The organism is Halanaerocella petrolearia (assembly GCF_054657875.1).
Genome location: NZ_BAAHXW010000001.1, coordinates 762,065 through 782,680 on the forward strand (window position 1 = coordinate 762,065; position 20,616 = coordinate 782,680).

Annotated in this window: 22 protein-coding genes and 1 riboswitch; all 22 genes read right to left on the minus strand. The window is 33.4% G+C overall.

Annotation, left to right across the window (positions count from 1 at the left end):
- Entirely contained in the window at positions 1–1,176 is a 1,176-nt protein-coding gene (fliY, locus tag ACYQ39_RS03885) for a flagellar motor switch phosphatase FliY (RefSeq protein WP_459840560.1), read from the minus strand.
- Positions 1,177–1,192: 16 nt separating this feature from the next.
- Positions 1,193–2,179 (minus strand): flagellar motor switch protein FliM, encoded by a 987-nt coding sequence (gene fliM / locus ACYQ39_RS03890; protein WP_459840561.1) that lies wholly within the window; start codon positions 2,177–2,179, stop codon positions 1,193–1,195.
- A 54-nt stretch (positions 2,180–2,233) separates the two neighbouring features.
- The gene (locus ACYQ39_RS03895; protein ID WP_459840562.1) at positions 2,234–2,686 is read right to left on the minus strand and encodes a flagellar basal body-associated FliL family protein; all 453 of its coding nucleotides are present in this window, start codon (positions 2,684–2,686) and stop codon (positions 2,234–2,236) included.
- A complete protein-coding gene (locus ACYQ39_RS03900; protein ID WP_459840563.1) occupies positions 2,679–3,407 on the minus strand; it encodes an OmpA/MotB family protein in 729 nt (242 codons plus the stop codon). The genes ACYQ39_RS03895 and ACYQ39_RS03900 overlap by 8 nt, the downstream gene beginning before the upstream one ends.
- Positions 3,388–4,182, minus strand: a complete 795-nt coding sequence (locus ACYQ39_RS03905; protein WP_459841640.1) for a motility protein A — start codon at positions 4,180–4,182, stop codon at positions 3,388–3,390. Before ACYQ39_RS03905 ends, ACYQ39_RS03900 begins: the two co-directional genes overlap by 20 nt.
- A 23-nt stretch (positions 4,183–4,205) precedes the next feature.
- Positions 4,206–4,397: a flagellar FlbD family protein gene (locus ACYQ39_RS03910; protein WP_459841642.1), complete on the minus strand. Its 192-nt coding sequence runs from the start codon at positions 4,395–4,397 to the stop codon at positions 4,206–4,208.
- 272 nt (positions 4,398–4,669) lie between these two features.
- Positions 4,670–6,214, minus strand: a complete 1,545-nt coding sequence (gene flgF, locus ACYQ39_RS03915) for a flagellar basal-body rod protein FlgF (protein WP_459840564.1) — start codon at positions 6,212–6,214, stop codon at positions 4,670–4,672.
- 33 nt (positions 6,215–6,247) lie between these two features.
- The gene (locus ACYQ39_RS03920) at positions 6,248–6,670 is read right to left on the minus strand and encodes a flagellar hook capping FlgD N-terminal domain-containing protein (RefSeq protein WP_459840565.1); all 423 of its coding nucleotides are present in this window, start codon (positions 6,668–6,670) and stop codon (positions 6,248–6,250) included.
- A gap of 13 nt (positions 6,671–6,683) precedes the next feature.
- The gene (locus tag ACYQ39_RS03925; protein ID WP_459840566.1) at positions 6,684–8,015 is read right to left on the minus strand and encodes a flagellar hook-length control protein FliK; all 1,332 of its coding nucleotides are present in this window, start codon (positions 8,013–8,015) and stop codon (positions 6,684–6,686) included.
- A 20-nt stretch (positions 8,016–8,035) separates the two neighbouring features.
- Complete coding sequence (locus ACYQ39_RS03930; protein WP_459840567.1) at positions 8,036–8,581, minus strand: MotE family protein; 546 nt, start codon at positions 8,579–8,581, stop codon at positions 8,036–8,038.
- Between the two features lie 19 nt (positions 8,582–8,600).
- The gene (gene fliJ / locus ACYQ39_RS03935) at positions 8,601–9,047 is read right to left on the minus strand and encodes a flagellar export protein FliJ (RefSeq protein ID WP_459840568.1); all 447 of its coding nucleotides are present in this window, start codon (positions 9,045–9,047) and stop codon (positions 8,601–8,603) included.
- 5 nt (positions 9,048–9,052) lie between these two features.
- Positions 9,053–10,375 carry a flagellar protein export ATPase FliI gene (fliI, locus tag ACYQ39_RS03940; RefSeq protein WP_459840569.1) on the minus strand — a complete coding sequence of 441 codons (1,323 nt, stop codon included), beginning with the start codon at positions 10,373–10,375 and terminating at the stop codon, positions 9,053–9,055.
- Positions 10,368–11,129 carry a FliH/SctL family protein gene (locus tag ACYQ39_RS03945; RefSeq protein ID WP_459840570.1) on the minus strand — a complete coding sequence of 254 codons (762 nt, stop codon included), beginning with the start codon at positions 11,127–11,129 and terminating at the stop codon, positions 10,368–10,370. Before ACYQ39_RS03945 ends, fliI begins: the two co-directional genes overlap by 8 nt.
- Complete coding sequence (gene fliG / locus ACYQ39_RS03950) at positions 11,122–12,129, minus strand: flagellar motor switch protein FliG (RefSeq protein ID WP_459840571.1); 1,008 nt, start codon at positions 12,127–12,129, stop codon at positions 11,122–11,124. The genes ACYQ39_RS03945 and fliG overlap by 8 nt, the downstream gene beginning before the upstream one ends.
- 13 nt (positions 12,130–12,142) lie before the next feature.
- Positions 12,143–13,693 carry a flagellar basal-body MS-ring/collar protein FliF gene (fliF, locus tag ACYQ39_RS03955; RefSeq protein WP_459840572.1) on the minus strand — a complete coding sequence of 517 codons (1,551 nt, stop codon included), beginning with the start codon at positions 13,691–13,693 and terminating at the stop codon, positions 12,143–12,145.
- A 30-nt stretch (positions 13,694–13,723) separates the two neighbouring features.
- Complete coding sequence (gene fliE / locus ACYQ39_RS03960) at positions 13,724–14,026, minus strand: flagellar hook-basal body complex protein FliE (RefSeq protein WP_459840573.1); 303 nt, start codon at positions 14,024–14,026, stop codon at positions 13,724–13,726.
- Positions 14,027–14,039: 13 nt separating this feature from the next.
- Positions 14,040–14,456 (minus strand): flagellar basal body rod protein FlgC, encoded by a 417-nt coding sequence (gene flgC / locus ACYQ39_RS03965; RefSeq protein ID WP_459840574.1) that lies wholly within the window; start codon positions 14,454–14,456, stop codon positions 14,040–14,042.
- 2 nt (positions 14,457–14,458) lie between these two features.
- Positions 14,459–14,863, minus strand: coding sequence for a flagellar basal body rod protein FlgB (gene flgB / locus ACYQ39_RS03970; protein ID WP_459840575.1), 405 nt, complete (start codon positions 14,861–14,863; stop codon positions 14,459–14,461).
- Positions 14,864–15,107: 244 nt separating this feature from the next.
- A riboswitch (cyclic di-GMP riboswitch) is annotated at positions 15,108–15,193 on the minus strand.
- 406 nt (positions 15,194–15,599) lie between these two features.
- Positions 15,600–16,379: a GTP-sensing pleiotropic transcriptional regulator CodY gene (gene codY, locus ACYQ39_RS03975; RefSeq protein ID WP_459840576.1), complete on the minus strand. Its 780-nt coding sequence runs from the start codon at positions 16,377–16,379 to the stop codon at positions 15,600–15,602.
- Between the two features lie 114 nt (positions 16,380–16,493).
- On the minus strand, positions 16,494–17,876 hold the full coding sequence (hslU, locus tag ACYQ39_RS03980) for an ATP-dependent protease ATPase subunit HslU (protein ID WP_459840577.1): 1,383 nt from the start codon (positions 17,874–17,876) through the stop codon (positions 16,494–16,496).
- 13 nt (positions 17,877–17,889) lie between these two features.
- A complete protein-coding gene (hslV, locus tag ACYQ39_RS03985; protein ID WP_459840578.1) occupies positions 17,890–18,417 on the minus strand; it encodes an ATP-dependent protease subunit HslV in 528 nt (175 codons plus the stop codon).
- A gap of 93 nt (positions 18,418–18,510) precedes the next feature.
- Positions 18,511–20,592 carry a type I DNA topoisomerase gene (gene topA, locus ACYQ39_RS03990; RefSeq protein ID WP_459840579.1) on the minus strand — a complete coding sequence of 694 codons (2,082 nt, stop codon included), beginning with the start codon at positions 20,590–20,592 and terminating at the stop codon, positions 18,511–18,513.
- Between the last annotated feature and the right edge of the window lie 24 nt (positions 20,593–20,616).

Sequence of the window (20,616 nt, forward strand, 5' to 3'; positions counted from 1 at the left end):
TTATAACCTTTTTAACCTCTCTTCTGAACTGACAATATCTGTTACCCTAAAGCCAAAGTTCTCATCAATGACAACAACTTCACCTTGAGCAATTAATTTCCCATTAACTAATAAATCTACTGCCTCACCAGCTAACCGATCTAGTTCAATCACTGAACCTGGTCCTAAATCAAGAATCTCTTTAATTGACATTTCAGCTTTACCTAGTCTAACAGTTAATTCTAAATCAACATCTTGAATCAAACTAATATCATGTTGAGAACCAGCATTTGGCTCGTTACCTAAATTATCAAATTCGACTTGTTGTACTTCTACATTAGGTTGTTGATTTTGCTGTCTTGGCTGTTGAGACTGTCTAGGTTGACGCTGTTGTCTTGGTTGATTATTAGACTGTTGATTCTGCTGTGGATGACTATTCTGTTGTTGAGCTTGACCTGCTGGCTGCTGTTGTTGATTTGTTGTCTGTTGCTTTACTGCCTGTTGACCTGTTGATTGAGACTGTTGTTCTTGATTAGAATCCATTAAACCATCTGCCAGCTGTTCAGCAAATTCTATACTCATTACCTGTACAATTTGACTATCGACTAAATCTTCAATATGCATATCAAAAACGACCTGCACAATCTCATCATCAGGAGAAATCCCTTCTAAGTCGAAACTCTCCTCATTCATCTCTAATAAATCTGCTTCTGGTGGAGAAATATTTACTTTATCTCCAGCAAAAAAATCAGACATGGACGTAGACGCAGAACCCATCATCTGATTCATAGCTTCTCCTACAGCACTCATATGCATCTCATCTAATTCGCCTGGAGGTTCAGTTCCATCGCCACCCATCATTAAATCAGTAATTACTGCTGCATCTTCTATTTCTAAAATCATCTGATTACTACCTTCTAAGCCTTCTACATATTGAACATCTACTACAACACAAGGTCGCGCATAGCTATCAATTAAATTCTGTAAAGTGTTAATCTCTACTTTAGGAGCAGTAATTTCAACTTTCTTATTCAATAAACCATATAGTGCTGTTGCTGCTGAACCCATTGATATATTAGCTATTTCACCAAGGGCATCTTTAGCAAAATCTGATACTAATTCATCTCCTGAATTATCATCTTCATCATCATTTAATAACGCATTAATTTCATCTTGCGACAAAACCTCATCATTCATTACTTTCTCCCTCCCACTACTCTTCAGATATAGCAGATATAATCTCTACTGCTAATTTACTACCTAATTTTCCTGGTTTACCTTTAAACTTCTCTTGTTGATTAACATTAATAGTTAATTCTTCATCAGCTTTAGTATCTAAACGTAATACATCACCTTGATTCAATTGCAATAATTCTCTAACTTTAATACTTGTCTTACCTAATTCTACTTCAACAGGTAAGTCGGCCTTACCTAACCCCTTTTTTAGTTGTTCTAAACTCTCTTCATCTGCTTCATTTCTAGTAGCCGAAAACCAATATTGAGCACTCAACTTAGATACAATTGGTTCTAAAACAATATAAGGAATACAGACATTTATCAACCCTTCTGTATTACCAATATAAGCATTAAAAGTAGCTAAAATTACCATATCATTACCGGGAACTATCTGCGTAAACTGAGGATTTGATTCTAATTCTTTTAATCTAGGTCTTAAATCAGCTACATTTTCCCAGGCTTCACCAAAACTCTCTAAAAAACTTTTTGTAATCTTCTTTAAAACTACTTCTTCAATATCTGTAAATTCTCTGACTTCATTATCACCTAACTGTCCAGCCCCACCAAAAGTTCGTTCAACAATTGAAAAAGCTATTTTCGGATTCATCTCAATAATAAATTCACCATGAAAAGGATTAAAATCACAAATAGCCATTACTGTAGGCTGGGGTAATGATCGAACAAATTCATCGTAGGATAATTGTTCAATTGAAGCTACCTCAATCTTACCCATAGTTCTTAGTTGAGTTGAGATAGCAGTGCTAAATAGACGGCCAAATCCTTCATAGATCATACGTAAAGTTCTTAATTGATCTTTAGATAATTTATTAGGATGTTTAAAGTCATATACTTGAACATTCTGTTCTTCTCCTTCTTTTAAATCATCTGCTTCCACTTCTCCCGAAGACATAGCATCTAACAAAGAATCTATTTCTTCTTGGGTTAAGACTCGATCTGATGACATACTGCTACCCCCTACTTATTACACACCTTAATAGTTTGTATTTCAAGGCGTACTTTACTGTACAACAAACTCAGTAAAGAAGACATTAGTTACTTTTCCTTTCAATAAAAATTTATTGATCTGTTTCATAATCTCTGTTCTTAAATTTCTAGTTCCTTTTTTAGAAGTAATTTCTTTATAAGTTTTTGTCCTTAAAATAGAAATAATATTATCTCTAATCTGTGGTTTACGATTCTTTATTTCTTTAATGACCTCTTCACTACTTAATTCAAAAACAATATTTACTTTTACATATTGCCTACCATCAGCTAGATTAACTAGAAACTGACTCAACTTAGAAGTTGGCCCTAATTTTTTAGCAGTCTTCTCTTCTTGTTTTGGTTGGTCATTATTGATACCACCAAACTTCATAAGCATAAAATAAGATCCACCCATAGCTAAACCTACTGATAATAAAACTATTACTCCAAGTAAAATATAATTCGTCCCATTATTTTCTTCACTCATTAACTAGATCCTCCTTCTTCTCCTGGTCCATCTTTAAAATAACAACATCTACTCGACGATTCAAGGCCCGATGCTGACGAGTATTATTAGGATGAATTGGTTTATATTTCGAATATCCTGCTGCAGATAACCTACTAGGATCAATATCATCTTGTTCAATAAAATAACGAATTACATTGGTAGCTCTAGTAGTAGATAACTCCCAGTTAGAAGGGAATTTTGAATTACTAATTGGTAAATTATCAGTATGTCCTTCTACTGTTACATTATTAGGCACAGTCTTAATAAATCCAGCTATCTGATTTAAAATCTCTTTAGAATCTGATTTAATCTCTGCCCTGCCTAAATCAAATAATACTTTACCACTAAATCTAATTGTTAAACCTCTTTCATCAATAGCCAAATTAATATCATTCTGTAAATTATTTTCTTGAACATAACTAGAAACTTTCTGCTGAAGATTATTAAGACGACTACTTATATTAGGTGAATTTAAGCCTTTCTCAATCATTTTAGATTGGGAAATAGTCTTACCACCTTCTAATACACCAAGCTTTCCTTGTAATCCCTGTACCATCATCTGAAATTTATTAGCATCTAATGAAGAGAAAGAATATAACATAACAAAAAAAGCCATTAGTAAAGTAACCATATCAGCATAAGTAGTCATCCAATCTGACCCACTATCATCTGAATCCTTTTTATCCTGTGGCATTAGCATTCACCGCCTCTTCTTGATTAAGTTGAGACCGAGAATTTGGAGCTAAGAAAGCCTTTAATTTCTCTTCAACAATTCTTGGATTTTCCCCTGCCTGAATAGATAGGATTCCTTCAATCATTACTTGTCTGATTAAAATTTCTTCTTCACTCTTTACTTTCAACTTTTCAGCAACAGGAATAAAAACTAAGTTAGCTGCTAAAGATCCATAAAAAGTAGTAATTAAAGCAGTAGCCATCCCGCTTCCTAATTGATCAGGACTATCTAACTTACTTAACATTCCTATCAAACCAATTAAAGTACCCGCCATTCCAAAAGCAGGACAGATTTCACCTGCTTTGCTAAAAACACCACAATTAATTGAATGACGTTCTTTCATAAAATCAAGCTCAGTCTGCAAAACACTTTTAACCAGTTCAGGATCCGTACCATCTACCACTAATTGAATCCCTTTCTGTAAAAACTCATCATCTAACTGTGAACTTTCTTCTTCTAAGGCTAATAATCCTTCTCGTCTAGCCTTTTCAGCAAAACTAACTAAAGTAGATATTACTTCACTAGCTTCATCTTCTTGCTCAGAGAATACTACTTTTAAAGCCCCGAAGGCATCCTTTAAATGATCAAAAGAATAAGCTAATATAATACCACCTAAAGTACCACCAAAAACGATTAAAGCAGAGGTAGCACTAGCATACATCATAATATTACCCTGTAAAAACATACCCATAATAATCAGAGCTGAACCCAAAATTAAACCTACAATTGATGCAAAATCCAAATCCACAATCTAACACCCCATTCCTATTCTGGCTGAAATTGAATCTGTCTTCTGTAGTTAATTGCTTTCTTGATCACCTCATCTACATCCTCTTTAACAATTAAACATTGACCAGTGGTTAAATTAACTACTGTATCAGGTGTGGCCTCAATAGTCTTAATTAGTTCTGCATTAACTACAAATTCAGAATCATTTAACCTGGTTAACTTAATAATTACTACTCACTCCCTATTGAAACTAAGTATTATTGATATAGTTGTGAGTCATGTGCTTTGAGCTATGAGTCAATTCAAAACCTTTAAATTAAAAAACTAAACCTTTAAAATTACTATATTTTAAAGAATCCAACTGTATCTGTGTCTTGAATTTAACTTAGCTAACAACTGACGACAGATAGCTGATAGCCATGATACGAAGTGCTACTTTATATCACTTTAATAATTAAAGTAAAAGGGAAGAGATAATTCCCCTTCCCTAATTTTAATTACTATCTTTTTAGATTAACTAACTCTTGTAGTATCTGATCAGAAGTAGAAATCGTCTTAGAGTTAGCCTGAAAACCACGTTGAGTAGTAATCATTTCTGTAAATTGACTAGATAAATCAACATTTGACATCTCTAGAGTACCAGCACTCAAAGTACCAAAGCCACCTGAATTAGGAGCACCTATTTTAGCTGGTCCAGAGTTATTAGAAGTTCCAAACATTGTATCACTTTCTTCATTTAAACCAGCTGGATTATTAAAGGTAGCAACTGCTACTTGTCCAACTGTTTGGCGTTGACCATTATCATAAAATCCAGTGATTTTTCCTGATTGACCAATTGAAAACTTCTCTAGTGAACCAGCTTGATAACCATTAATAGTATCTACATCTGCTGTCATTGAACTAGAATACTGAGTCATATCAGAAAAATCAAGTGTAACTTTTTGATTAGGATTTCCGCCTGGAGCTGCACCAGTAGTCGGCAGGAATTCTAATGTAGCAGTTCCTCCAGATTTTATATTACCATCTTTATCAAAGGTAACTGTTCCACTAGTTCCTCCCGTCCCATTAAGATCAATATTCTTACCTTTAGAAATATTATTTATATTATACTTCCATTCATTATCGGTCTTCGTCTTGCTAAATTCTAATTCTACAGTATGTTCAGTTCCTTGAGAATCATAAAGGTTAACAGTAGTAGTCCTCACATTAGGATCAGGTTCTTCAGAAATTACATTACTAAATTCACCACTACTATTAGTTATATCAGCCTCAGGAATATTAATAGTTCCTCCAGCTCCATCCTTAAGTTCAATGTCACTTACAGTTGCACTATTATAACTACCATCTGAATTAAAAGTGACTGTTCCTTCACTATCAGAATCAAGAGTTTCTCCAGCTACTTTAGAAACCTTATAATTCCATTCGTCATTAGCAATATCTTTAGTAAATTCAAAAGTAACATCATAATTTTTTCCACCACTAGATATTTCCTTAGTAACTGTATGGGTGGCAGTAGGATCTAAGTTCCCTGCATAAGTAACTTCATCTGTTGCTTCTGCTTCCATAGACTGTTTTAATGTAATATCTTCTAGATCACCATTAGTATTAATATTCCCTTTAGTATCTGCTTGCCATCCTTGTAACCGATACCCATTAGTAGAATTTACTAGATAACCATCTTTATCAAAACTCATTGAACCAGCCCGTGTATACTTATTAGCTCCACCGCCATTCATTACAAAAAAGCCATTCCCTTGAATAGCAAGATCAGTACTACGTCCTGTAGATTTTAAGTTACCTTGGCTCATATCTTTATCAATACTACCTAAAGTAGTACCTAAACCAATCTGTTGTGGATTAGTACCACCACGATCATCTTGAGGAGAAGAAGCTCCCTGAATTGTCTGACTCAACATTGACTTAAAAGTAGCTCTACTTGCTTTATAACCAGTTGTGTTAACATTAGAAATGTTATTGCCTACAATATCCATCTTATCCATATGTGCCTTTAAACCAGATACACCAGCATACATAGAACGTAACATAGGTTCATACCCCCATTAAATTATTTTCTTAACTTACTCTGTAGCTACTACTTCTTGAATATTAACTACTGGATATTTCCCGCCATTAACTACTACTTGAGGATTAGAACTAGACATATCTATTTTTTCAACTTTTCCTGTAGCAGTAGCACCCGTTTTATTATCAAGAACTTCAACTTTTTTACCAATTAAGCTACTTGTTTGAGATAATTGTTGGTACTTAACAAAATTAGACATAGTATTATTTAAACTCTGCATCTGCTCTAAGGAATTAAACTGAGCCATTTGGCCCATAAACTCCTTATCTTTCATAGGTTTCATAGGATTTTGATTCTTAAGTTGAGTCACTAATAACTTCAAAAAATCCTCTTTACCCAAACCAGCTTGATCTAAATTATTTTGTTTATAAGCACTAGATGTTTGATTAGACTGAGTAGTAGACTGGATTGACTCCACTATGCCACCTCCTTTAAACTACATAATCAACATTTTCATCATTAATTGCTTCTTCTTGATTATTCTTTGTGTCTACTTTAGATTCTTCTAACTCTTCTAAAGACAAGTCAAATTCTTCTCTTTCTTCTTGCTGAAACTGAAATTGCTGTTGCCTACTTTCTCCAAATTGCTGCTGGGCCAACTCTCCACCTTCATCACCAACTGCTAGATCAATCTGTTCTATCTGTAATCCTTTCTGTTCTAAAGCTGTCTTTAACTTAGCCAAATTACCATCTAATAACTCCTTAACATTACTACTCTCAGCTAATATTTTAGCTGTCATAGCACCATCTTTAACTCCTAATTGAATCTGTAATTTACCTAAAGACTCTGGCTGCAACTGAAGATTGATCTTTTCTCCTACTTTATTAGCAAAGACATTAGTTTTATCTGTAATCTGCTGTAGTATATTTTTAAAGTTTAACTTTGTATTAAAGTTGGTTGAAGAACTTTTTTGGGTAGCTTGCGCTTGATCTGATTTAATATTATTAACAGTTGCAAACTCTGGATTGATTTTTCCACTATCTTGTTGATCTAGTTTAGAAGTTGCTATATCTCCTTTACCTTGCATATCAGGCTGTACTTTCTCAAAAACTTGATCAGTAGCACCCTTCTGTTGCTTACTAGTCGAAGATAGATTATCTTTTAGCACTTCCGAATTACTCTTACTATTTGAATTATCTTTTACTACTTCAGCATTACTCTTATCAGTTGAATTTCTATTAAATTTTCCTTGTTGTTTGAATATATTTTGGGGTTGCTTATTTTCAGAAGGCTTCTTTGTCACTTGACCATTTAATTGAGACAACATCTTCTGTAATTTATTAGCATCTTTAGTTTCATTAAATTGTAATTTAAATTGCTGTTCAACCTTCTTTAGACCATCTAACAGAGAAGTCAAATTAGATTTAAGTTTATTTAAATCTAATTTATTTGCCTCACTAGAATTAGATAATAACTGTTGTAATTGTTGCTGTAAATTCTGTAACATTTTTTTATCAATATCATTAGAGCTAGAAACTAATTTCTGTTTTAACTTAGGAGATAAATTCTGTAATAAACTAATCAATTCTGCTATATCTTCTTCTTTAACACTATCTTCTTTCTTTCTGTCTTCTACCTTCTCCTGTAAAGCTTTCTTTATCTCTTTACTATTTGATGAAGAATCTAGCTTTTTTTGTAAAGAAGATAAAAAATCATCTTTAGAATCTGATTCATTAGTTCTAGCTGAAGCTGACGATTGAGAACTAACTTGTGGTTTACTACCTAACTGCGTTAAATTCATCATTTGTCCGCTTAAACCCACTTGCTATTCTCACCTCCTTTCTAATTAGACAATTGAGTAGAAATTTCGACCGCTACTTCAGTTGGCATCAATTCTAAAATCTCAGCTACATTATCTTGGTCCATCTCTTCTAAAATATCTATTGTTAATTGCGATTTTAATTTAGGCAGAATATCTGCTGACTTATTAGGTTCTATATTACTATAAACCTCTGCTAATCGTTGCACCTTTTTACTATAATCTGCTTTCTTCTGTTGTTGCTGCTGTAGTTTATCTTCTAGAGCATTAATTTTACTCTGCTGCTGTTTAATATTATTATCTTTACGCTGTAATTGATCTAATAATTGTTTATTCTTCTGTTTCATCTCTTCTAATTTAGAATTAGTCTGATTCAATTTATTATTTAAATCTTTATTTTTTTCCTTAGAAACAAGATATTCTTTTACTGCTGGAATCTGCTCTGCTTTTGTTATAGCTTTCTGTTGTAGATCAGCAAAAGTAAATACCTCAAAAAAATCTAATAAATATAGGGTTAGACCAGATAAAAGAACTAATGCTATAACTGTCAGAAAAAACTTTTTCTTCATAGCTACTCCTCCAGATTTTTTAATTAGCCTGATGGTTAAAGTTATTAATTGCTATCTCATCATCTATCCTCTGTTGTTCCTGTAAAAATTCCTTCTGATATTTGTTATATCTCTTTTCTTTCAATTTAGATAGAGTTTTACGTTCCTTCATTTTATCTAATAATTTCTGTTGACAGTCTTCTACTTTCTGTTGCCAATAATCAAGTTGAAGTTTTAATTCTTCAGTTTCATCTATTAGATATTCTATATAATTTCGATACCTAATCAAGTCATTACAACTGATTCCTTGCTCTGTTTCTGTAGTCAACTTTTCTTGCCAGTCTCTCTTCTGTTGTTTTATATCATCAAGTTCAGTTTTTATCTCTCTGTATTTGCTTTTAACTTCAAATAGTTCTTTTTGAATTGCTTGCTCTTCTTGTTCTCTTAGATCTAACAAAGACTGCAGCCTAAATTCAAATTCTTTCAATTATATCACTCTCCAGCAAAGATATTAACTAACCACTCAACTGTCTTTTGATAACTACTGCTTTCTTGAACTCCCTGCCGTAAAAAATTATTGACTGCTTCTAACTTTTCCAAAGCATAATCTAATTTAGGATCACTGCCTTCTTCATAGACACCTAAATTAACTAGATCCTTAGAATCTTCATAAGTAGCTAAGACCTCTCTTAGCTTACTAGCTGCCTCTTTATGTTCAGCACTGACAATATCATTCATCACTCGACTGACACTTTCTAAGATATCAATAGCTGGATAATGATTCTGAGCTGCCAAATCTCGAGATAAGACAATATGTCCATCTAAGATTCCTCGCACTGCATCAGCAATTGGTTCATTCATGTCGTCTCCTTCAACTAATACAGTATATAATCCTGTAATCGTTCCTTCTTCTCCTGCTCCTGCTCGCTCTAATAATTTAGGTAATAGAGCAAAAACAGAAGGAGTATAACCTCTAGTTGCTGGAGGTTCTCCTACTGCTAATCCTACTTCACGTTGTGCCATAGCAAAACGAGTCACTGAATCCATCATTAACATTACATCATTACCTTGATCTCTAAAATATTCAGCAATACTAGTAGCTACTAAAGCTCCTTTCAACCTCACTAAAGCTGGTTGGTCAGAAGTAGCTACTACCACTACTGATCTAGCTAATCCTTCTGGGCCAAGGCTTTCTTCAATAAATTCACGTACCTCTCGTCCTCGTTCACCAATTAAGGCAATTACATTTATATCAGCTGTAGTATTACGAGCAATCATCCCTAACAGAGTACTCTTACCAACACCACTACCAGCAAAGATACCCATTCTCTGGCCTCTACCACAGGTTAATAAACCATCTAAACTTCTAACACCTAATGATAAAGGTTCAGTAATTCTTTGTCTAGCTAAAGGATCAGGTGGTTCATTATCGACTGGATAATTAATTCCTGAAATATCAAAATCAGATTCAGACAACGGATTACCTAAACCATCTAATACTTGCCCTAATAATTCTTCATTAACCTCAACTTGAAGTGAATCTCCTGTAGCAAATACTTTACAACCTGGACTAATTCCTTTCATATCACCTAAAGGCATTAATAACACATTATTTTCTTTAAAGCCTACTACTTCCGCTTTGATAGGCTCTTCATTAAACTTAGGATGAATCAAACAGAGTTCTCCTAAGTGGACAGTTGGCCCTTCCGACTCAATTGTTAAACCTACTACCCGCTTAACCTTACCAAAACATCTTACAGTAGAAGTAGAGTCTACAATATCTAATAGATTATTTATAGGTAGTGCTTTACTCATCTACCATCCCTGCCCTTAACTTTTCTTCTAATTGATTTAACTGTGAAGAAATAGTAGCATCAATACCACCAAAATCAGTTTCTACAATACATCCACCTAATTCAATATTAGGATCAGTAATCAAATCAACCTCTTCTATACTATTAGTAGCCAGTAATTCTTCTTTAGCATCAGCTAAAACTTCCAGATCATCAGGATTAACCCTTAGTTTAACAGATTTATCATCATCTATTAACTTTAGTACTTCCTGTACTAAAGTTTTGATTGACTCTTGATCTAAACTAAACTTACATTTAACTATCTTTTCACTAATAGCTAGAGCCAATTGAATAACTTCTTCACTAGTTTGAGTCAATTCTTTATCTACTAAAGCAGAAAATTGGTCTGTCTTATGCTCTAAGTTAGCTAAAAATTGCTTAAACTCTGTTATAGCCTCGTCTTTAGCTTCGGCTTGGCCCTGTTTAAAACCTTCTTGATAACCTCTTTCTTTAGCATCATTTAAAGCCGACTCTATTTCTTCTTCCGCTTCTTGCCTAGCTTGACTCCTAATTTCCTCTGCTTCATCTTTAGCTTTCTGTAGTATCTGTTGAGCTTCTGATTCAGCCTCAGCTATAATTTCTTTAGCTTCAGCTGCAGTAGTTTCAACTTCAGTTACGGACTGTTGCGGAGAAGTCTCTTCTTTCTTCTGTAAGCCATCTTTAAAATCAAATTTTCTACCGGATTTAATCTGATTAGACTTAATTACATTACTCAATTACTTCATCTCCTCCACCACGATCAATTACAACATCTCCATCTTCTTCTAATTTTCTAATCTTATTCACAATCTCCTGTTGAGCTTCTTCTACATCACTAATTCGCACTGGGCCAAGATACTCAATATTCTCTTTCAACATTTCAGCAGCACGTTTAGACTGATTATCAAAAATCTTATTGGCTACTTCATCACTAGCTGCCTTAAGAGCTAAAGCTAAATTATCTGTATCTACTTCACGTAATACCTGTTGAATATCTTGATCAGTTAATATAGTAATATCTTCAAATACAAACATCTTCTGTTTTATATCTTCTGCTAAGTTAGGATCATCACCATCAAGTTCTTCTAAAATTCGTTTCTCAGTACTTCTATCAGATAAATTCAAAATTTCTACAATAGAGTCAAGTCCGCCAGCCTGAGAATATTCATTAGTCATTAGAGAAGATAGTTTCTGTTCTAGAACCCGTTCTACTTCTCGAATTACATCAGGAGAAGTACGCTCCATAACAGCAATCCTCTTTGCTACTTCCATCTGTTTATCCTCGGGCAACCCTGACATAATACTAGCCGACTGTTCAGGATCTAAATAAGCCAAAATTAAAGCAATCGTCTGAGGATGTTCACTCTGGATAAAGTTTAGAATCTGATCAGCATCTGTCTTTCTTAACTGATCAAAAGGTCTTACCTGCAAAGAAGCAGTCAATCGGTCAATAACACTACTAGCCTCCGATTCACCTAAAGCCTTCTCTAACACTTCTTTAGCGTAATCCATACCACCATGACTAATATAGTCATAGGCTACACACATCTGATGAAATTCACTTAACACCTCTTCTTTAACTTCAGCAGATACCTGGTCTAAATTAGCAATTTCTAACGTTAATTCTTCAATCTCTTCATCACTTAAATGCTTGAAAACTTCTGCTGAAGCATCTGGTCCTAAAGAGATCATCAAAATAGCAGCCTTCTGCTTACCTGATAACTGTTGGTGTTGCATCTTCTATCCTCCTTTACTCGTCCATCCAACTTTTAATTAATTCTGCTATCTCTTCTGGTTGTTCTTGTGTTAAATTACGTATTTCGCGCTGTGCTTTCTGTAATTCACTTTCTTCAGAATCCATCTCCTCTGTAGCGGCATATTCTTCAGTTCCATCACCTGCTACATAATCAATCTCCTGTCCTGGCTCAATTTCTTCTGTCTCGTCACTTTCTCTATTTCTATATAATAAAAAGACTACAACTAAGATTAAAGCCCCTACAATAGCTGCTAGTGTATATAAGAAACTTCTCTGTTCTGCTTCTTCAGCAGCTATAGCTTGATCTGTCTTCTTCTGTAAACTATTATCAAACTTCATTCCTACAACTTTAATTTCGTCACCACGTTGCTCATTATAGCCAACTGCTGCAGAAACAGCTTCAGTGATTGACTCTTTATTCTCTTGCTTTAACTCTTGATTTACAATTACTGAAACAGATAATCTCTCTAAAGCTCCAGGTGATTGAACATACTTTTCTATTTTCTTATTAATCTCATAATTAACAACTGATTCTGAACTTTCTCTACTCTGCTGTTTTTTATTATCTACTTTGTATTGAGGTAAATTAGAAGTTGTACCAGGAACTCCTTCAGGCTGACTAGACGTTCCCTCTTCACTTTCCTCTTTAACTTGTTTACTACGTGCAATACCTTGATCATCAACTACTGGTTCATACTCTGTTTTATTTATGCTACGTTGATCAAAATTAAGTTTAGCATTAACTTTAACTACAAAATTATTTATTCCTAACACTTTAGTCAACATTACATTTAAATCTTGTTCTATCTCTTCTTCAAATTTATCTTGAGTTTCTAACTGGTCATAATTAGATTTTGAGCTTTCATCTTGATTATCTAATTTAGCAGACAGTAAATTACCTGCTGTATCAACAATAGTTACTTTATTAGCCTTTAAGCCTTTAACACTACTAGCTACTAAATTAGCAATCGACTGTACTTGATTCTTACTAATGTCTTGGTATCCATTTAATTTTAGAAATACAGAAGCTTTAGCTGGTTTGGACTGTTCTTTATAAATACTATTTTGAGCCGGAGTAATCTGCACCCTAGCATAACTAATATTCTCAAATTGTTTAATAGTCCTTGATAGTTCACCAGATAAGGCTCGATTATAATTAACTTTCTGTTGAAAGTCAGTAGTTCCTATCTGGGTCTGATCAAAAAGCTCAAAACCAGTTACTCCGCCAGTCGGTAATCCATCTCCAGCTAATTCTAACCTAAGTTGATGGGCTTTTTGGCTAGGTACTAAAATAACAGAACCTTTATTTTCTAATTTATATGAAACCTGTTTTTCCTTTAGCTTTTCAACTATTACTCCAGCATCTTTATTAGATAAATTATTAAATAATACCTTATATTCAGGCTGACTAGCCCAATTAACCAAAATAAATATAGCAATAATAGTAGCAATAATTGAAGCGCCAATTATAATCTTAGTTTTCTTATCTAACCCTGTCCATAATTTTAAAAACTGCTCTTTTAGCTCTGCAAAACTTTCAACCATATTTACACCTCAATCCTAGTGACCATCCCATCAGACTTGTATCCTCATAATCTCCTTGTAGGCATCAACTACTTTATTTCTTACTTCTGTTGTTAAATCTAAAGATATTTTAGCTTTTTGAGCAGCTATCATTACTTCATGAACACTATCAGCTTTTCCTAAAGCCAAATCTTGACTGGCTTGATTGGCTTGATGTTGTAGATTATTCGTCTTTTGTAGGGATTGTTTTAACATATTAGTAAAAGAAGTTTTATTTTTCTTTTCTTCACTACTATCAGATAATTTCTGATTTATTTTCATCAAATTAGAATTAGACAGCTTGTCAACTTTCATTTATACCCCTCCTTTATCCAAGTTCAAGTGCACTCTTAGCCATTTTTTTAGCTGAATTCAAAGCAGTTACATTTGCCTCATAAGACCTAGTAGCTGACATCATATCTGTCATCTCTGATACAACATTTACATTAGGCATCTTTACATAACCAGCTTCATTAGCATCTGGATGTTCAGGTTTATAAACTAACTTAGGTGGTTTATTACTCTCTTCTATATTAGTCACCTCTACTCCATTTACATTCTCTTCTTTAGATGCTAATTCTTCTTGTAATCTCGCTTTAAAGACAGGCATCTTACGACGGTAAGGGCCACCATCTTCTGTACGAGTTGTATTAGCATTAGCAATATTACTTGAAATAGTATTCATTCTTAATCTTTGAGCTGTCAAACCTGAGGCACTAATACCAATCCCTTTAAACATTGACATTACTATTTACCTCCCTTTTTAATTACATTCTCTATTCGGCGAAATTTATTAGCCAGTTGCTTAGTAACAGCTTGATATTCTAAATTAGTCTTAGCTAACTTAGACATTTCAGCATCTATACTAACGTTATTACCATCACTTCTGACCTTGGTATCTTCTTCTGTATACATCTTAGGCTTTACAGACTCTAAACTCCTGCTATTTAAAGATATATGTCTTTTATTAGTTACTTCCAAATCATAGTCTTGATTCAATACTTTATTCAATTGACCTTTAAAGCTGACTCCTTTTCTCTTATAACCTGGAGTATCAGCATTAGAGATATTATTAGCAATTGTTTTATGTCTTTTTTGTAAACCATCTAATGATTTTTGTAACACACTAAAGTTTTGATCAAACAACTTCATCTGAAACCTCCCTTTAAATTACTATCCCTTTTTAAAACTTCAATATATATTTATAATATTCCTGCAATTTTTAAGAAACTAATCTTGTATTATAGGAAAAAAATAGTTGTTATCCCAATTATGTATAATTATATCTTATTATGCATCATTTTCAATATTAATTTGGAATATTACCCTAAAAAATTACATAATAAAACAATAACCCCTATCCTCATAAAAAGATATAGGGGTTTCATATACTCCATTTGGTAACCTGACGGTCTTAGCAATTACGCCATAGACTCAAAAGCTTTGCGACCCTACCTTTCGATAAGTGTGCCATTTACGAGGATGTAATATATTTATTTTTTACTTTAATATCCATCCATTTAAATATCTTTGTTTAAGAACTTCTTTCTGAAAAGCTACTGCTACCTTTTATTAATTCAATACCTATTTCCAATATTCCTGCATTTTTAAAAAATTATCTTATATTATAGATAAAAAAATGATTATTACTGCAATTATGTATGATTTTGTCTAATCTATAATTTTACTTTAAAACATTATCCAAAGAATCACTTAAAACAATAACCCCCTTATAAAAGGTATAGGGGGGCATATACTCTATTTAGTAGTCTGACGCAATTATGCCATCTTTGCGACTCTACCCTTCGATAAGTGTTTCATTTACAATGATATGATATATTTATCTTACAAATTAAAAAACAGGTGTGGGCAACCCACACCTGTAAAGCTAATTTAATTTCTTTAACTCGTCTAGTAAATAATCATTTAATACTTTAATATGTGTTCCTTTCATACCTAATGACTTAGACTTAATTACTCCTGCACTTTCAAACTTACGAAGAGCATTAACAATTACTGAACGAGTAATGCCTACTCTATCTGCAATTTTACTAGCTACCAGTAAACCCTCTGTGCCATCAAGTTCTTCAAAAATATGCTCTACAGCCTCTAATTCAGAATAAGATAAAGTATCTATAGCGATCTGAACTGCTGCTTTTTTACGAGCTGCTTTCTCTCTTTCTTTACTCTTTAATCTTAAAATCTCCATACCAACTACAGTAGCTGCATATTCAGCTAATAATAAATCACTAGATTCAAACTCTTTATCAAATCTAGCTAAAATCAAAGTACCCAATCTTTCTCCTCCACCATTAATTGGTACAATAGTCGTTAGTTTATGCTTAAATAAACAATCTTTAGCCTCTTTAAAGACACATGAACCATGTTTTTGCTCATAATTAGATTGAGTATGATAGATTCCTAATAACCAGTCATTATATTCTCTAGGAAATTTATTCTGGTTAATTACCTCTTTTAACATTAGGTCACATTCAAATTCATCTACCAAGTTATGTCCTAAAATTTCTCCACCTTGGTCTACTAAATAAACATTAGCTCTAATAGTTTCTCTTAACACTTTAGCCATTTCTGCAAAATCAACTGGATGACCAGCAGAGCGCTGAATTAATCTATTTATCTTACGTGTTTTAGTAAGTAATTGTTCCATCAATATGTCCTCCTTAATAACTAACTGTTTTGTCAGTCAGCCCAGTATATCAAAACCTAGAATAACTTAAATAATTATATCTAAATTTAATTTTTATTTCAGATTATAAAGAACTTAGAGAATATATTTACTTAAATCTTTATCTTTAACTAGATCATCTAATCTATCTTTTACATATTGACGATTGATTTCAATTCTATCCTTCTTAAGTTCTGGAGCTGTAAAAGAAAGTTCCTCTAATAGTTTCTCTACAATAGTATGCAATCTTCGAGCTCCTATATTTTCTGTCTGTTCATTAACTTGATAAGCAATCTCAGCCAATTCATCAATTGCTTCTTCAGTAAATTCAATTTCTAAATCTTCAGTAGCCAATAATGCTTTATATTGTTTTGTCAAAGCATGTTCGGGTTCAATTAAAATTTCTTTAAAGTTATCTTTAGATAGACTATTTAATTCGACTCTAATTGGGAATCGACCTTGTAATTCAGGGATTAAATCAGTTGGATTAGATACATGAAAAGCACCAGCTGCAATAAATAAAATATGGTCTGTCTTAACTGAGCCATATTTTGTATTGACTGTTGAACCTTCTACAATTGGTAAGATATCTCTTTGTACCCCTTCTCGAGATACATCTGGATTAGATCCTGCTTCTTTACCAGCTATCTTATCAATTTCATCTAAAAAGATTATCCCTGATTCTTCTACTCGTTTAATTGCTTGCCGACTAACTTTATCCATATCAATTAACTTCTGAGCCTCTTCTTCTTTTAGTATATCTCTTGCTTCTTTAACAGTTACTTTTTTTGTTTCTTTTTGATTTGGTAACATCCCACCAAACATATCTTGAAAATTAACTCCTAATTCTTCTACTCCAGCCCCAGAAAAGATTTCAACCATCTGAGAGTTCTGTTTTTCTACTTCTATTTCAATCATCCGCTCCTCTAATTCTCCAGCAGCTAACTTCTCACGCAATTTAGCTCGACTTCTCTGAAGACGTTCATTCTGCTCTGTAGTCTGAGTATTGTCTTCTTCAAAATTACCAAATAAACCTTGCAAAGGATTATTTGACTGTTGATTAGGCAGTGGTAATAAAGTATCTAAAATTCTTTCTTCTGCCATTTCAACTGCTTTCTCTTCTACTTCTGACATCTTCTCTTGTTGAATCATTCTAATAGCAGTTTGAACTAAGTCTCTAATCATTGACTCAACATCACGACCCATATAACCAACTTCTGTAAACTTACTTACTTCTACCTTAATAAAAGGCGCTTTAGCTAATTTGGCCAATCTACGAGCTATTTCCGTCTTTCCTACTCCTGTTGGACCAATCATCAAAATGTTTTTAGGAATTACTTCTTCCTGTAAATCGGCTGATAAATTCTTTCTTCGATACCTATTCCTTAAAGCAATTGCTACTGATTTTTTAGCCTCATCTTGACCAACAATATATTTATCTAACCTATTGACTATCTCCTGTGGAGTTAAATCTTCCATCTTTTATACCTCCTTAAATTTCTTCTACAGTAATATGGTCATTGGTATAGATACAGATATCTGATGCAATCTCTAATGACTTTTCAGCTATCTCAGCAGCAGATAAATCAGCTGAATCAATTAAAGCACGAGCTGCTGCTAAAGCATAAGAACCGCCTGATCCAATAGCTGTAACTCCATCATCAGGTTCTATCACATCACCAGTACCAGAAACCACTAGTAATGAGTCTTTATTAGCTACAATTAATAATGCCTCTAACTTTCTTAACATCTTATCTGTCCGCCACTCTTTAGCCAGTTCAACTGCTGCTCGTTTTAAGTTACCATGAAATTCTTCTAATTTTCCTTCAAATTTCTCAAATAAAGTAAAGGCATCAGCTGCTGTTCCAGCAAAACCAGCTAATACCTCATTATTATGTAATCGTCTAATCTTATTAGCACTATGTTTCATTACTGTATGTTGCATTGTTACCTGCCCATCACCAGCTAGAGCTACTTTCCCACTATCCTTTACAGCAATTACTGTTGTTGCATCCATCATCTCTAACCCCTCCAACGAGAAAAGTAATAGTTAACCAAGAATAAATAACCTTTATTAGTTAATTCTTATTCCTTATTCTAACTTATTTATTCTCTAATCTACAATCTTTTCATAATTACAATCATTATTGATACAGAAATACTTAGTTTCTTTTTTAGTATCCTTTTTAACTAAAAACTTCTTACATTCTGGACACTCTTTATCCATTGGTTTGTACCAAGTCATAAACTCACAATCTGGATAATTACTACATCCATAAAAGACTCTACCTTTCTTACTCTTTCTCTTAACAACATCTCCATCTTCACACTCAGGGCACTTAACTCCTGCTTTTTCTAATAATGGTTTAGTATTCTTACAGTCAGGAAATCCTGGGCAAGCTAAGAACTTACCATATCGGCCATGTTTAATAACCATATTCTGACCACATTTTTCACAAATAACATCAGTTTCTTCTTCTTCCAACTCTACCTTTTCCATATTTTCTCGCGCTTCCTCTAATCGTTCATGAAATGGACTATAGAAACTACTTAAGACATCTACCCAATTATTTTCTCCAGACTCAATCATATCTAAATCAGCCTCTAATTGAGCAGTAAACTTAATATTAGTTACATTAGGAAAGTGCTTAACTAATAGTTCATTAACAATCTCTCCTAATTCTGTTGGCTTAAATCTTTTATTCTCCTTAGTTACATAGCCTCTCTTTTCAATAGTACCCACTATTGCAGCATAAGTACTAGGTCGCCCAATCCCTTTCTTTTCTAGAGTCTTCACTAACTTAGCTTCTGTATAACGAGCTGGTGGTTTAGTAAAGTGTTGCTCTGGAAGTACATCACTTAACTTAATTTCTTCCCCTTCTTCTAACTGTGGCAGCTCTCTATCCTTTGTACTCTTCTTCGTTGTATCCACCTTAAGAAAACCAGGAAATAACTGCCGAGAGCCATTGGCTCTTAACCAATATTTATCACCTTTAATATCAATTTTTAAAGTTTTATAGATAGCAGGTGTCATTTGACTGGCTACAAACCGCTCCCAAATTAATTTATATAATTTATATTGTTGAGTATCTAAATATTCTTTCATCTGCTTTGGTGTTCTATAAACTGAAGTCGGTCTAATTGCTTCATGTGCATCTTGGGCCCCTGATTTAGCTTTATACTTCTTAGGCTGATCAGGTGAATATTTATCTCCTAAATTATCTGATATATAGTCTCTTGTATCACTTTGAGCCTCTTTAGAAATTCTAGTCGAATCAGTTCTCATATAAGTAATTAAACCAATTGTCCCTTTAGCTCCTAAATCTATTCCTTCATATAACTGTTGAGCTAAATACATTGTCTTTTTAGTACTAAAATGTAGATAATTAGAAGCCTGCTGTTGGAGACTACTGGTAGTAAATGGTGGAGATGGATTTCTTCTTCTCTTTCCTTCCTTAACTTTAGCTATCTGTAAATCTTCTTTTTTTAACTCAGCTACTACTTGATTGGTCTCCTCTTGATTATTTAATTCAAACTTTTCATCATTAACCCTATATAATTTAGCTTTAAATTCATCTTTTTGATGGGGTTTAAGCTTAGTATCTAATGTCCAATACTCTTTTGGATCAAAATCTTTAATTTCTTCTTCTCGTTCACAGATAATTCTAACAGCTACTGATTGAACTCGACCAGCACTCAATCCTTTCTTTACTTTCTTCCATAATAAAGGACTTAATTTATAACCTACCAGTCTATCTAAAATTCTTCTAGCTTGCTGAGCATCTACTCTATCTTTATCAATTGACCGCGGTTCTTCTAAAGCATCCTGAATTGCAGTCTTAGTAATCTCATTAAACTCTATTCGACAATCGGCCTCTTCATCAATCTTTAAGGCATGGGCCAAATGCCAAGAAATAGCTTCACCTTCTCTATCTGGGTCAGTTGCTAATAAAACCCCTTCACTCTTTTTAGCCTTACGCTTTAGCTTCTGTAATGTCTTTCCTTTACCTCTAATAGTAATATATTTAGGTTTAAAGTCATTTTCTACATCTACACCTAACTGACTCTTAGGTAGATCTATTACATGGCCCATAGAGGCCTCTACATGATAATCAGAACCTAAGAATTTACTAATTGTTTTTGCTTTTGCTGGTGATTCTACAATTACTAATTTTTTATCTTTAGCCACTGTCATCCCTCCATATTCCAACAATAATCT

Bases quoted from the DNA above. Each gene is read 5' to 3' on its own strand.
- fliG (WP_459840571.1), bottom strand. From the start codon at position 12,129: ATGCAACACCAACAGTTATCAGGTAAGCAGAAGGCTGCTATTTTGATG.
- hslU (WP_459840577.1), bottom strand. From the start codon at position 17,876: ATGGAAGATTTAACTCCACAGGAGATAGTCAATAGGTTAGATAAATAT.
- hslV (WP_459840578.1), bottom strand. From the start codon at position 18,417: ATGATGGATGCAACAACAGTAATTGCTGTAAAGGATAGTGGGAAAGTA.
- fliE (WP_459840573.1), bottom strand. From the start codon at position 14,026: ATGAAAGTTGACAAGCTGTCTAATTCTAATTTGATGAAAATAAATCAG.
- ACYQ39_RS03900 (WP_459840563.1), bottom strand. From the start codon at position 3,407: ATGCTAATGCCACAGGATAAAAAGGATTCAGATGATAGTGGGTCAGAT.
- fliF (WP_459840572.1), bottom strand. From the start codon at position 13,693: ATGGTTGAAAGTTTTGCAGAGCTAAAAGAGCAGTTTTTAAAATTATGG.
- codY (WP_459840576.1), bottom strand. From the start codon at position 16,379: ATGGAACAATTACTTACTAAAACACGTAAGATAAATAGATTAATTCAG.
- flgF (WP_459840564.1), bottom strand. From the start codon at position 6,214: ATGTTACGTTCTATGTATGCTGGTGTATCTGGTTTAAAGGCACATATG.
- fliM (WP_459840561.1), bottom strand. From the start codon at position 2,179: ATGTCATCAGATCGAGTCTTAACCCAAGAAGAAATAGATTCTTTGTTA.
- flgB (WP_459840575.1), bottom strand. From the start codon at position 14,863: ATGAAGTTGTTTGATCAAAACTTTAGTGTGTTACAAAAATCATTAGAT.
- fliY (WP_459840560.1), bottom strand. From the start codon at position 1,176: ATGAATGATGAGGTTTTGTCGCAAGATGAAATTAATGCGTTATTAAAT.
- ACYQ39_RS03895 (WP_459840562.1), bottom strand. From the start codon at position 2,686: ATGAGTGAAGAAAATAATGGGACGAATTATATTTTACTTGGAGTAATA.
- ACYQ39_RS03930 (WP_459840567.1), bottom strand. From the start codon at position 8,581: ATGAAGAAAAAGTTTTTTCTGACAGTTATAGCATTAGTTCTTTTATCT.
- fliI (WP_459840569.1), bottom strand. From the start codon at position 10,375: ATGAGTAAAGCACTACCTATAAATAATCTATTAGATATTGTAGACTCT.
- topA (WP_459840579.1), bottom strand. From the start codon at position 20,592: ATGACAGTGGCTAAAGATAAAAAATTAGTAATTGTAGAATCACCAGCA.
- flgC (WP_459840574.1), bottom strand. From the start codon at position 14,456: ATGTCAATGTTTAAAGGGATTGGTATTAGTGCCTCAGGTTTGACAGCT.